This is a genomic window from Shewanella sp. P1-14-1, assembly GCF_001401775.1.
GTDB lineage: Bacteria > Pseudomonadota > Gammaproteobacteria > Enterobacterales > Shewanellaceae > Shewanella > Shewanella japonica.
The window spans coordinates 38,304-51,522 of sequence record NZ_LKTL01000017.1; the positions used below are offsets into that span (position 1 = coordinate 38,304).

General features: G+C 41.1%; 10 protein-coding genes. 6 read left to right on the forward strand and 4 right to left on the reverse strand.

Going from position 1 to position 13,219, the window contains the following annotated elements:
- Nucleotides 1-263 precede the first annotated feature (263 nt).
- Genes AN944_RS13355 through AN944_RS13365 form a run of 3 tightly spaced genes read right to left on the reverse strand, consistent with a single transcriptional unit; the run spans nt 264 to nt 3,117 of the window.
- Nucleotides 264-1,643, reverse strand: coding sequence for an NAD(P)(+) transhydrogenase (Re/Si-specific) subunit beta (locus tag AN944_RS13355; RefSeq protein WP_055025127.1), 1,380 nt, complete (start codon nt 1,641-1,643; stop codon nt 264-266).
- 5 nt (nt 1,644-1,648) lie between these two features.
- Complete coding sequence (locus AN944_RS13360; RefSeq protein ID WP_055025191.1) at nt 1,649-1,924, reverse strand: NAD(P) transhydrogenase subunit alpha; 276 nt, start codon at nt 1,922-1,924, stop codon at nt 1,649-1,651.
- Nucleotides 1,925-1,929: 5 nt separating this feature from the next.
- On the reverse strand, nt 1,930-3,117 hold the full coding sequence (locus AN944_RS13365) for a Re/Si-specific NAD(P)(+) transhydrogenase subunit alpha (RefSeq protein WP_055025128.1): 1,188 nt from the start codon (nt 3,115-3,117) through the stop codon (nt 1,930-1,932).
- 346 nt (nt 3,118-3,463) lie between these two features.
- On the opposite strand from AN944_RS13365, the gene AN944_RS13370 reads away from it, so the two are divergent.
- The 4 genes from AN944_RS13370 to AN944_RS13385 all read left to right on the forward strand — a co-directional run bounded on the left by AN944_RS13370 (nt 3,464) and on the right by AN944_RS13385 (nt 10,181).
- A complete protein-coding gene (locus tag AN944_RS13370) occupies nt 3,464-5,248 on the forward strand; it encodes an assimilatory sulfite reductase (NADPH) flavoprotein subunit (protein ID WP_055025129.1) in 1,785 nt (594 codons plus the stop codon).
- Nucleotides 5,249-5,325: 77 nt separating this feature from the next.
- A complete protein-coding gene (gene cysI / locus AN944_RS13375) occupies nt 5,326-7,017 on the forward strand; it encodes an assimilatory sulfite reductase (NADPH) hemoprotein subunit (protein WP_055025192.1) in 1,692 nt (563 codons plus the stop codon).
- Between the two features lie 32 nt (nt 7,018-7,049).
- On the forward strand, nt 7,050-7,793 hold the full coding sequence (locus AN944_RS13380) for a phosphoadenylyl-sulfate reductase (protein WP_055025130.1): 744 nt from the start codon (nt 7,050-7,052) through the stop codon (nt 7,791-7,793).
- A gap of 666 nt (nt 7,794-8,459) precedes the next feature.
- A complete protein-coding gene (locus AN944_RS13385) occupies nt 8,460-10,181 on the forward strand; it encodes a hypothetical protein (protein WP_055025193.1) in 1,722 nt (573 codons plus the stop codon).
- 71 nt (nt 10,182-10,252) lie between these two features.
- Here the strand turns inward: AN944_RS13385 and AN944_RS13390 are convergent, their stop codons facing one another.
- A complete protein-coding gene (locus AN944_RS13390) occupies nt 10,253-11,116 on the reverse strand; it encodes a phospholipase A (protein ID WP_055025194.1) in 864 nt (287 codons plus the stop codon).
- A gap of 290 nt (nt 11,117-11,406) precedes the next feature.
- On the opposite strand from AN944_RS13390, the gene cobA reads away from it, so the two are divergent.
- Together cobA and cysD are read left to right on the forward strand one after the other, a co-directional pair.
- Entirely contained in the window at nt 11,407-12,228 is an 822-nt protein-coding gene (cobA, locus tag AN944_RS13395) for a uroporphyrinogen-III C-methyltransferase (protein ID WP_055025131.1), read from the forward strand.
- Between the two features lie 56 nt (nt 12,229-12,284).
- On the forward strand, nt 12,285-13,193 hold the full coding sequence (gene cysD / locus AN944_RS13400; RefSeq protein WP_055025132.1) for a sulfate adenylyltransferase subunit CysD: 909 nt from the start codon (nt 12,285-12,287) through the stop codon (nt 13,191-13,193).
- Nucleotides 13,194-13,219 lie beyond the last annotated feature (26 nt).

Here is a 13,219-nt window from a genome sequence, read left to right on the forward strand (position 1 = left end):
TATTGTACTCTTCAAGATGTGTGTTTTAGGTGTTTTATTGAGCATGTTGAAAATAACTCAAGATAATAATGGCTTATAAACTGTCTTTATCTAAGGTATCGGGTGTGGAGTGTCCTTGTTGGTAAGTATTTAACGAATTAAAGCGAATGAGTTTTACTGTTATTGATATAGGAAATACTCATTTATTGTCGTTATTTTTAAGCTTTGATTTTATTTCAGCCATAAAAAAGGCCACATCGTGGCCTTTTTATTAGAGAGGTTGGTTAATCAGCTTCTTTTAAGCTCGCTGTTAACTCAACGATGCCTTTTTTACCATCGCCGAATAACATTAATGAGTTATCCATAGCGAACAGTGGGTTAGGTAATCCAGCGAAACCTGGACTTAATGAACGCTTAATTACTACAACGGTTCTGGCTTTATCAACGTTTAGAATCGGCATGCCATAAATCGGGCTTCCTTTATCTTCACGCGCCATAGGGTTGGTGACGTCGTTTGCACCGATGACGATGGCCACATCAGTTTGTTCAAACTGTGGGTTAATTTCGTCCATTTCGATTAGCTGATCGTAAGGTACTTCAGCTTCTGCAAGCAATACGTTCATGTGACCTGGCATTCGGCCTGCTACTGGGTGAATAGCATACTTCACATCGGTTCCGCGGCTTTGGAGAACATTGGCAAGTTCTCTTACAGCATGCTGCGCTTGCGCCATAGCTAGGCCGTAGCCAGGAACAATGACCACACGCTCAGCCGTTTCTAACATCATGGCGATTTCATCTGGCGAAGTTGATTTGACTTTACCTGCATAGATTTCATCTGCATCAACTTTTTCACCGCCTTCAGCCATGACACCAAATAACACGTTAAACAATGAACGGTTCATTGCTTTACACATAATTTGAGTCAAGATGATGCCAGAAGCCCCGACTAAAGAACCTGACACAATCAATACTGTATTACCGGTGATGAAACCGGTTGTGGCAGCAGCAATACCAGAGTAAGAGTTCAATAGTGCAATGACGACTGGCATATCTGCGCCGCCAATAGGAACAACAAGCAGCACACCTAGCACAACCGCAACAGCAACTAATGCATACATTAAACTAGTGTTAGTTGGGTCCATTACAATGGCAACAGCGAGCGCAAGTGCACTGATCAGCAAGATGACATTTAATGGTTTATTACCTGGGACTTTAATTGGGTTACCCGAAATCAGTTCTTGTAATTTTGCAAAAGCGACAAATGAACCCGACAGGGTGACAGAGCCAATAATAATTGTTGCACCAATTGAAATTAGTGCCACGGTATTGGTCGCTGCTGCAGGATCTAGGAAGCTTGCCGCAGCGATTGCTAGTGAGGCACCACCACCAAAACCATTCAGTAAAGCAACCATTTGAGGCATGTCAGTGACTTTAATTTTAGTTGCCATCACTGCGCCGATTGTTCCACCTAATAACACCCCTGCGATGATCCACTCATAGCTAAGAATGCTTTGATCAAATAAGGTGACTACAACGGCAATAAACATCCCCATTGCCGAGAGCTGATTACCACGCACAGCGGTACGTGGTTTAGTTAACCCTTTAATACCTAAGATAAATAAGACTGCGGCAACAAGGTAAGCTAAATATATAAATGTTGTCATTGAGTCTATTTCCTTTTGAACATGGCAAGCATACGGTTAGTGACCATATAGCCGCCTACCACGTTAATTGTTGCTAATACCACGGCAATAAAACCAAGGACATTAACCATAATTCCTGCCCCAGAACCAGCAGAAAGTAACGCACCAACTAAAGAGATACCAGAAATGGCATTGGAACCTGACATTAAAGGAGTATGTAAGGTTGGTGGCACTTTAGTGATGAGTTCTACACCTAAAAATACTGCGACGACGAATAGTGTCAGTAAAAGCAATAGTGTCATATCCATTATGCTGTCTCCTCAGACGGTGACTCAGGCGCAGTGAGTGGAGCTAAGTTCAGTAACTCTCTCAGGCGAGCGCTACTCACATCATTACCATGAGCAACAACCGTATCTCGTACAATTTCATCTTCAAAATCAAGAACCAATTCACCTTCATTATTAATCAGTAAATTCAGTAGGTTCTCAACGTTTTTGCCGTACATTTGACTCGCATGATTTGCCGCAGTGCTTGGTACATTTGAAGGGCCTAAAATCATTACGCCGTTATGCATAATCACTTCATCAACCTGGGTTAACTCGCAGTTACCACCACTTTCAGCGGCGAGATCTACAATGATAGTTCCGCTTTTCATGCCATCGACCATTTCTTTAGTGATGAGCACTGGGGCTTTACGACCAGGAATGGCAGCTGTGGTGATGACGATATCTTGCTGGGCAAGTACATTAGCCATGGCTTGTTGCTGACGTTTTAAGAAGTCATCACTTTGCTCTGTGGCATACCCGCCTTTGGTTTCAGTGTTTTCTGCTTCGATATCCAGCTCAACAGGCTTTGCTCCAACAGAGATAATTTGCTCTCTAGCTGCAGGGCGAATATCGTAAGCTTCTACAACTGCACCTAAACGTTTTGCCGTCGCACAAGCTTGAAGACCTGCCACGCCCACACCCATAATGAATGCACGAGACGGCTTTAATGTGCCTGCTGCTGTCATCATCATAGGGAATAAACGCGGCGCTTTATGGGCTGCAAGTAATACAGCTTTGTAACCTGAAATGGTTGCCATTGATGATAATACATCCATGCTTTGAGCACGGGTAATACGTGGGATCAGTTCAAGTGCGATTGCACTGCCACCTGTATTTGCAATCGTTTGGGCGTTTTGTGGATTTACCAGTGGATCCATCATCCCTATAACCAATTGATGTGGTTTTAATACCGCACTAATTTCATCAAATTGATCACCCTTACAGTTTACCACTGTAATGATATCGGCTTCAGTGAGTAAGGCTTCTCGTGAAGAAGCTATCGTGGCTCCAACCTTGACGTAATCGTCATCGGTAAAGCCTGCTTGTAGTCCAGCGCCTGATTCTACGATCACTTGTAGCTGTTTTTTCATTAAAATGGTCACGTTGGCAGGGATTAACGCAACGCGTTGCTCACCTGAGTGACTCTCTTTCGGTAGACCTAATTTCAAAAGGACAACCTCTTAGTTATATGTAGGGAAGGGTCGGGTCGTTTTAGTACTTCATCGTGCTTAACACTGCCATCGCTAACCGTGATAAGTAAGAAACAATTCTAGTACCATAATTTTTAACGTGCATCATTCTGGCAAGTCTTAGGTTTGATACAAGTAAAGAATGCGTGAAATCTCATTTTTACGGAGGTCTGACCTAAAAGTTTGCGCTACACCACACTTTTGTAGCTTAAAAAATCGCCTTTGCATATTCCTTAATGGAATAAAAAAGCAATTTTTATTATTTTTTGGTTGTAAGGATTAGGAGTAGTCTGATGACATTAAACTGTTATAGGGCCATCTTCTAATGTTGTTAAAAGAACTTTCTTCATTTGCTTCACCATTGTCTGAAGGACAAGTGGATAAGCTAAAGCAGCTCACTTCTGAGTTATCTGCGACACAATTAGCTTGGGTAAGTGGCTATTTAGCAGCGACCGCTAATCAAGGACAGGTTGCACAAATACCAGAGGCTGCTCCTGCTCAAACGGTCACAATTTTATATGGTAGCCAAACTGGTAACGGCAAAGGCATCGCAACGACATTGGCTGCGCAAGCTAGCGCAAAAGGTTTTGCTGTAAACCTAGCCTCTATGGCTGACTACAAGGTTCGTCAACTTAAACAAGAAACCATTTTGATTGCTGTGGTCAGCACCCATGGCGAAGGTGAAGCGCCAGATGATGCCATTGAGTTACATAAATTCTTAGCATCGAAGCGTGCACCAAAGCTTGAGCAATTGAATTTTTCTGTGCTTGCTTTAGGTGATACCAGTTATGAATTTTTCTGCCAGACAGGTAAGGACTTCAGTGAGCGTTTAACTGCATTAGGCGCCAAAGAGTTATTGCCTATTGTTGAGTGTGATGTGGACTATGAAGACGCTGCTGAAAACTGGCAAGAGCAAGTATTAACTGCCGTTGAACCCTTAGTACAAGCAAGTGGCGCAAGTGTCGTATCAATTGATACTGCAAAATCTTCTGCAGAAAGTGAATACACCAAGCAGCAGCCTTATGAAGCAGAAATACTGGTTAGTCAAAAATTAACCGGACGAGATTCTGATAGAGATGTTCGTCATGTAGAGATTGATTTAGGTGAGTCAGGTATACGTTATGAAGCTGGTGATGCACTAGGTATCTGGTTTACCAATAGCTCAGGTTTAGTCAACGAGGTCATAACGGGCCTTTCGTTAGATGCTAACGCTGAAGTGACAGTAAGCAAGCAAACGCTAACCCTTGAGCAAGCTTTACTTGAAAAGAAAGAGCTGACGCAACTTTATCCTGGACTTGTTACCGCATGGGCTGAGTTAGCTGGCAATGACGCATTAACAGCTATTGCAGCAGATAAAGAACAAACACGACAGTTTGTATTAGGTCATCAATTAGCCGATTTAATTACCCAATATCCAGTGACCATTGATGCTGACAAATTGGTTGCCTTATTGCGTCCTTTAACGCCTCGTTTGTATTCAATTGCTTCTAGCCAAGCTGAAGTTGAAAGTGAAGTGCATTTAACTGTGGCGTTAGTTGAGGATGAAAGAGAAGGACAAACTCGTTTTGGCGGTGCATCTCACTTCTTAGCGTCTGCTGAAGAAGGACAAACAGTTAAGGTTTATGTCGAGCCTAACAAGCACTTTAGATTGCCTGAAAACAATGACACTCCCGTTATTATGGTGGGCCCTGGAACAGGTGTTGCGCCTTTCAGAGCATTTATGCAACAGCGTGCTGCTGACGGTGTTGGAAGCGATAGCTGGTTATTCTTTGGTAATCCGCATTTTGAGCAAGACTTCTTATATCAAGTTGAATGGCAACAATACCTTAAGTCTGGTGAGCTAAGCCGATTAGATGTGGCATTTTCTCGCGACCAAGCTGAAAAGGTATATGTGCAGCATCGTATTGCTGAGCAAGGTGAAACCCTATGGAACTGGTTACAAAATGGTGCCCATTTCTATATTTGTGGTGATGCTGAGCGTATGGCCAAAGATGTTCATCAAGCCTTGATAAACCTTGCAATTGAGCACGGTGGTTTAGATGAAGCAGGTGCCGAAAATTATTTAGAAGAATTACGTAGCGCCAAACGTTATCAAAAAGACGTTTACTAATTGCCATAAAAACATAACAAGATATGCGCTAGAAAGAAGAACGCTGGCGTGAGCAAAGCATTGATAGAGGCCACATGATGAGTGAGCAAAAATTAGCAGTAAACGAGTACTTAAAAACCGACAGTGATTATTTACGTGGCACGATTAAAGAAGGTTTAGATACCCAAGTTACGGGATCATTTAGTGATGGCGATCAGCAATTAATTAAGTTTCATGGTTTTTATCAGCAAGATGATCGTGATTTAAGGAATGAGCGTAAAGAGCAAAAGCTAGAGCCTTTATATAGTTTCATGCTGCGTGCTCGTGTGCCAGGTGGTATTTGTTCGCCTGAACAATGGTTAGATGTTGATCGTATTTCATCAACATTAACAACCTCGAATAGTATTCGTTTAACGACACGTCAAACTTTTCAATATCACGGCATTCCTAAGCGTAATTTGAAAACCCTGATCCAAGGTTTAGATAGGGCAGCATTAGATTCGATTGCAGCTTGTGGTGATGTTAACCGTAACGTGATGTGTAACCCAAATCCTGTTGAGTCCAAACTACATCAACAGGCTTATGCTGTAGCAAAAGAGTTGTCAGATCATTTATTGCCTCATACTCGCGCTTATGCCGAGATTTGGTTAGATGAAGAAAAGTTATTAGACACTGAAACTAATGAACCTGTTTACGGTAAAACCTACCTACCACGTAAATTCAAAATGGCCGTTGCTGTACCGCCAGATAATGACGTGGACGTGTATACCAACGATTTAGGTTTTGTTGCAGTGGCAGAAGCAGGTGAGCTTGTTGGCTTTAATTTAGTTGCTGGCGGTGGCATGGGCTCAACGCATGGTGAAGTGGAAACGTTTCCAAGATTAGCTGATGATTTTGGATTTATTAAAACTGCAGATGTGATCAAGTTTGCAGAAGCCGTCATGACAGTTCAACGTGATTGGGGTAATCGTGTTAATCGTAAGCGTTCACGTTTAAAGTACACCATAGTTGATCATGGCGTTGCTGAATTTAAAGCTGAAGTTGAAAAACGTGCAGGTGTCAATTTTGAACCAAAACGTGATGTCGTGATTGGCGATCGAGGCGATCGATATGGTTGGGTTAAAGGTGTTGATAATAAATGGCACCTGACCTTATTTATCGAAAGCGGTCGTATTAAAGATGTTGAAGGTCAAACATTGCAAACGGGTTTACGTGAAATTGCCAAAATTCATAAAGGCGATTTTAGAATGACATCTAATCAAAATATGATTATTGCTGGTGTTGCAGAAGAAGATAAAGCAGCGATTGAAGATCTTGCTCGCCAACATGGTTTTTTTGGTAAGTTAATCAGTCAGACCCGTGGTCATTCAATTGCCTGTGTTGCTTTGCCTACATGTCCTTTGGCGATGGCTGAAGCTGAGCGTTATTTTCCTGAGTTTATTGACCATATTGATGCCTTACAGACGAAACATGGTATTAGCGAACAAGCCATCGTGGTGCGTATGACAGGCTGCCCTAATGGCTGTGCAAGACCCTTTGCGGCCGAGATTGGTTTAGTTGGCAAAGCACCTGGTCGATATAACTTATACCTAGGCGCAAGCTTTGAAGGTACGCGATTAAATAAAATGTACAAAGAAAACATTCAAGAAGCTGAGATTTTAGCTGAATTAGACAACTTGTTTGGTTTGTATGTACAAGAGCGTGATGCTGGCGAAACTTTTGGTAACTTTACCGTTCGTCATGGCATCGTGAAAGCAGTGAATGATGCTGCGAAAGATTTTCATGGTTAAGGCTCTAATTGAGTCTTACCAATGAGGGATTAATGATGATTAATCAAAATGAATTGCTTGCGCTACTGACTGCTCCTAAAGAGGAGCAGGCTATTGTATTAGCGCAAGTGAATGAGTTTTTAGCTGGATTAACAGCACAAGAACGTGTGACTTGGGGCTTAGCACTGTTGCCGGGCGAACATGCATTATCATCTAGCTTTGGTATACAAGCTGCGGTTATGTTGCATATGGTAAGCCAAGCACAAGCTGATATTCCTGTCTTGTTGACTGATACTGGTTATTTGTTTCCTGAAACTTATCAATTTATTGATCAGCTCACAGAACGATTGGAGCTAAATCTTAACGTTTATAAAGCAAGCGAATCGTCTGCTTGGCAAGAAGCGCGTTACGGAAAACTGTGGGAACAAGGACTTGATGGTTTAGAGAAATACAACCGTATCAATAAAGTTGAGCCTATGCAGCGCGCTTTAAACGAACTCAATGTTGGTACTTGGTTTGCTGGACTTCGTCGCTCACAGGCAAGCACCCGTGAAGCGTTACCTATTTTAGCCATTCACGGAAATCGTTTTAAATTACTGCCGATTATTGAATGGACTAATAAAGACGTGCATGAATATTTAACCAAACATGATTTGCCTTATCATCCTTTATGGGACCAAGGGTATGTTTCGGTGGGTGATACTCACTCTAGTAAGCCGTTAGAGCTTGGGATGAGCGAAGAAGAAACACGTTTCAACGGTTTAAAGCGTGAGTGTGGTTTACACTACGAAATATAGTTGTGTATTCAAGCGTGATTGACCGACTTAAAATATCAGCATCCGTGCTGATATTTTTTATTTTGCATAAAATCAATGAATAAAATAGTTTGGTTAAGCTTTATTTATCTAGGGTTTAACCTCATTCAATTGGGGTATATTGTTCGCTCAATTAAGACTATTGACTGATTTTATATCTGCTGACATTTTTTCGTCAAAAATCGACTTTAAAATTATGCACAAGTTAATTTTATAGTCTAAATTAGAAAGTTCCCGTAGATGGTTTTTGTCGACACTTTAGGTGGGTTGTTGCTCACCCAGTACCTCCAAAAGCCTCACTCGATTTATCGAGTGCCCAGTGATTGGCTTGCTAGCGTAAGTGCAATCAACTTTGATTTCTCGGTAAGTCACCTTTGGGTGACTTACCGAGAAATTCCCCTTCGTTTATCGTTTACTCGATATCATCGACTTGTCAGCCATTAAACATTTTTTGGCAAATATTTTGTAAATGATGGCTTATCCTGCCCGTTTTCTGTGATTCATTAAAAAATAATGCTAAGTTATTGCGCTAGCTATTAAAAATTGATGTTGATGTGTCGCATTAACCTAATTGAACTCAAAACTAAACCAATAACTCTCAAGGAAGAGTGACTTGTTTTAATGTGCATGTAATTTATGGAGCAAAAAATGAAAAAACTCGCAATTGCTGCGGCTGTTATTGCAGTTGGTGCTGGTGCTTATGTACTCACAAGTAAAGAAGATAACGCTGTTTCAGCGAATGAAATGTTGCAATACATTCCGGCTGATACCTTAATATTTTCAGGTCAGCTAACGCCATTTCCTCTGGAAGATTATTTATATTCCATGCCAATGGGATTAAATAGCAAAGCTTCACTTGAACAATTAGAGCAAGCAGGCCCTTTTAGCACTGAACAAGAGCGTTTTTTTGTTAGCTTATATAAGAGCTATCTAACCAGTTTTGAAAACCCAGATTTATTCTTAAAAACGTTTGGTTTTCCTTCTCAAATTGAATCTTATACATACACTTTAGGTGCATTACCGGTATTCAAAATTCAGGTTGAGAATGAGGCGGCAATTTGGGCTTTATTAGATAAAGCGTCTGAAGAGAGTGGCTTAGTGCATAAAGCTGAGTCGATTAAAGGCCTTGAATATCGTGCTTATCCTCTGATTGCAGAAGATGAAACCATTGATATGGTTTTTGCACAACAAGACGGCTGGTTGACGATTACATTAAACACTTCGTTTAACCAAGCTTCGTTGTTAGAAACCGCTTTAGGGCTAACGAAAGTCGATAACCCTATCAGTGATACTAATGTCATCGAAAACATTACGTCTACGCATGGCTTTTTACAAGACAGCATCAGCTTTGTTAACCATGTGGAGTTAGTGAAAGGATTAACTTCTTCTGATGGCAATATGTTGGCGAAGCAACTGACTAAACTGGTTGAGATGGATGGTACTCAAAGTGATCCATTCGCTGAATTCAAAACTCCAGAATGTAAAGCTGAGTTTGGTGCTATTGCTGCTAATTGGCCAAAAACGGTGATGGGATTAACGTCTTTCTCCGTTGATAGAAAGCAAACTAATTTTGATGCAAAAGTCGTGATTGAGTCTAATAACCAAGTGATACTAGGTGCATTGACTAAAATGCGTGGCTTTATTCCTGGTTTTGCCCAAAACCTCAATGACAATGTAGCTTCTGTAGGCATTGGTTTGAATGTGATGCAATTGGCGCCGGCATTGACTGAAATTTGGCAAGATCTGCAAACTCCGAGTTATCAGTGTGAAGCGCTAGCGCAAATGCAATATGGCTTAAGCGAACAAAATCCGGCGATGCTCGGCATGATGACTGGTATGGCGAATGGCGTGCAAGGCGTTAGTGCATCTATCATCGATTTCACCTTAACTGATGAAAATGGTGAGCCTGGATTTAAGCAGTTAGATTCGTTAATTGCTCTTTCCGCCAATGATCCTGATATGTTACTCAACATGGTTAAGCCTTTTGTACCTCAGTTAGCGAATGTTGAACTCACTAAGAATGGTGATGCTGTCGATGTCACTCCATACCTAATGTTACCGCCTGAGCTTGGCGTCACTGCTAAAATGGCGGTTAAAGACCAGCATATTGTGATTTATAGCGGTGAAAAAGGTGAAGCATTAGCGAATCAGCTAAATGATGAGCAAGTGGTTGCTAACGGCTTAACAGCAATGTCGTTAGACTATCAGAAACTTCTCACGCCAGTGTTGAAACTGATTGAAGACAGTGGTGAACCCATTCCTGAAGAGATTTCTGCTTTGAAAGATTATGATATGCGCATGCAGTTTACTTTCGATGTCACCGATAAAGGCCTTGCTATCTCTACCAAAGCGAATAGCAAAGCAAAATAAATCATTATGATTACTAATAAAAAAAGGTGAACCTTTGCGGTTCACCTTTTTTATTTACTTATTTGTCAGCGTTATAAAATGTCGTTAATTGATACGCCAATACCGATACGTTGGTTATGGTGGTTATAATCAATCATGCTCTCGCCATAACCGTTAAAGTATTGTGTATATAATCTAAGGTTACCTAGTATAGGGTAACTCCAAGTTGCTTCTATTGCGCCTTTATTGGGGCTATCTAAATTGTTACGTCCCATTAAGGTAAAGCGATGTTCACCTAGACCATAAATCGCCGTCACTTCAAAATTCCCCATGTAATCGCCGATATCTGGGTTGTCATCACCATCTGCTGATGTTGGAGTTTCTTTCTCATCTTCAGGAATGCGATACCACGCTTTAAATCCGAGCGCAAAAGGGCCACGATCAAAAACCATTTCGCCATAAATACGATTCCAGCTACGAGATAAACTTCCTGACTTCCCATTTGATTGATGGACTGCACCAAGGCCCCAAAATGAGTTTCTTAGGCCTGCAACTTCCCAGTCATTGTTGAATAACATAAAAATTTCAGGTTCGTGATTAGTTTCTCTGAAAGGAGATGAGATGTCTTTGTTATATACCTGCCAATAAGATTGGTTGGTATAAGCAAAAAATAAATGGCCATTATCACCAAAAACATTGTACCAAAGAGGAAATTTGAAGCTTATTTGAAACTTAGCTTCAGCATTATCAACGTGCTCATCAGCGTCGTCGTTACCCGTCTTAAAGTCGACGTATGGAGCAGTATTCGGGGTGTCATTGTAAGTGTAAGGCAGGATGTAATTCACCTTATGAGGTGTGATCACGAAGCGTTTTTCAGATGTCTCTGTCTCACTCTTTACTCGTTCATCAACTAATGACTCATTTGCGAATGCGAGTTGAGAAACGTCATAGAGCATGCATATCGTCAAAGCGATGCCAAAAAATGTTCTCATTGAATTCCCTTTTTACTTAATTTTCGTCATAGGTTATCACCGCGGATACAAAGGTGAAACAAAACTTACGCATTTATAAAACAAATATAAGACAACAAAGTGCAAATACTAGCAGCGTAATATGTACTGAAAAAAGATTAATAGATAACTCTGTATATAACTAAAAGGAATAAAAGCTAATCAATACATATTATATGTGGAATATATAAACCGCTATATTTACCCTTAATTAATTATCGAAAGGTAAGTAGGTCATGGAATTAGTATCAATGCCTGGTCAGCAGGCTAAAGGCAAAGTATGGTTGGTCGGTGCTGGTCCCGGTGATGTTGAACTACTCACGTTAAAAGCTTATCGCGTTATTAAACAAGCTGATGCGGTACTTTATGATGCACTTGTTAGCCAAGAAATTCTGGATCTTATTCCTGCTGCTGCAGAAAAAATCGCTGTAGGTAAGCGTGTTGGTAAACACAGTGCTGCACAAGATGAGATTAATCAATTATTAGTGACTAAAGCGTATACCCGTAAAAATGTGGTTCGTTTAAAGGGTGGCGACCCATTTATTTTTGGTCGCGGTGGAGAAGAGCTCCAAACTTTAGTTAAAAGTGATGTTGAATTTGAAGTCGTCCCCGGTATTACAGCCGCTAGTGGTACAGCAGCTTATGCTGGAATTCCACTCACTCACCGAGATTATGCTCAAGGAGTGTCGTTTATTACTGGGCATTGCCAGTTGGAGAGTCGACCGATGGATTGGCAAGGCTATGCTAATTCATCCAACACCTTAGTGGTGTATATGGGTATTTTGAATGCCAATATTATCAGCGAAGGCTTAATGAGCCATGGCCGACATCCTGATACACCAGTTGCTATTGTGTCTAAAGCAACCACGGCTTTACAACAAAGATTTATCGGTAAGTTAAGTGACTTACCCCAATTAGCGGCAGATGCAGCACTTGAAATGCCTGCGCTGATGATTATCGGTGAAGTAGTTGAGCTTGCGGAAACGTTAAACTGGTTTACACCAGCATCCGCAACGACTTCCCAAATACATTCAGAAATTACAGCCCTTGGATTGTAATTTACCCAATTTATTAATTTCTAACTGTTTTGCAGTCTTGGTAATGGAGAGTAATCATGGCAAGTCGTTCATTAAGCCATTTAGAACAACTGGAAGCTGAGAGTATCCAGATCATTCGTGAAGTAGCAGCTGAGTTTGATAACCCAGTGATGCTGTATTCAATTGGTAAAGACTCTTCGGTAATGCTACATCTGGCCCGTAAAGCTTTCTACCCTGGCAAGATCCCATTTCCTTTATTGCATGTTGATACAGGCTGGAAGTTTAAAGAGATGATTAAGTTCCGTGATGAACAAGCCAAAAAATTTGGTTTTGAATTACTGACACATCAAAACCCAGAGGGCGTTGCTCAAGGCATTAACCCTTTTGACCATGGTAGTTCTAAGCACACTGATATCATGAAAACTCAAGGCTTAAAGCAAGCTCTTAACCAATATGGGTTTGATGCTGCTTTTGGTGGAGCACGTCGTGATGAAGAAAAGTCTCGTGCTAAAGAGCGTGTTTATTCGTTTAGGGATAAACATCACCGTTGGGATCCTAAAAATCAACGACCTGAGTTATGGCGTACATACAATGGCGCAGTCAATAAAGGCGAAAGCATTCGCGTATTTCCATTATCAAATTGGACAGAGTTAGATATTTGGCAATATATCTATCAAGAAAACATTGAGCTTGTTCCGTTATATTTTGCGGCTGAACGTCCTGTAGTACAAAAAGGAAGCCAGTTGATCCTTAAAGACGATGACAGAATGCCATTAGAGCCAAATGAAGAAGTGACTTATCAGAAGGTGCGTTTTAGAACCTTAGGCTGTTACCCATTAACTGCGGCAATGAATTCTGAAGCAGACACCTTAGAAAAGATTATTGAAGAAATGCTGCTAACCCGCTCAAGTGAGCGAGAAGGGCGTCTTATTGACTCTGATCAAAGTGCCTCTATGGAACTTAAAAAACGTCAAGGGTATTTCTAATTTTCTGTGGTGAATGGTTTTCGAGA

Coding starts and splice junctions, on each gene's coding strand:
- cysI (WP_055025192.1), top strand. CDS start 5,326: ATGAGTGAGCAAAAATTAGCAGTAAACGAGTACTTAAAAACCGACAGT.
- cysD (WP_055025132.1), top strand. CDS start 12,285: ATGGCAAGTCGTTCATTAAGCCATTTAGAACAACTGGAAGCTGAGAGT.
- AN944_RS13390 (WP_055025194.1), bottom strand. CDS start 11,116: ATGCTCTATGACGTTTCTCAACTCGCATTCGCAAATGAGTCATTAGTT.
- AN944_RS13355 (WP_055025127.1), bottom strand. CDS start 1,643: ATGACAACATTTATATATTTAGCTTACCTTGTTGCCGCAGTCTTATTT.
- AN944_RS13370 (WP_055025129.1), top strand. CDS start 3,464: ATGTTGTTAAAAGAACTTTCTTCATTTGCTTCACCATTGTCTGAAGGA.
- AN944_RS13380 (WP_055025130.1), top strand. CDS start 7,050: ATGATGATTAATCAAAATGAATTGCTTGCGCTACTGACTGCTCCTAAA.
- AN944_RS13385 (WP_055025193.1), top strand. CDS start 8,460: ATGAAAAAACTCGCAATTGCTGCGGCTGTTATTGCAGTTGGTGCTGGT.
- AN944_RS13360 (WP_055025191.1), bottom strand. CDS start 1,924: ATGACACTATTGCTTTTACTGACACTATTCGTCGTCGCAGTATTTTTA.
- cobA (WP_055025131.1), top strand. CDS start 11,407: ATGGAATTAGTATCAATGCCTGGTCAGCAGGCTAAAGGCAAAGTATGG.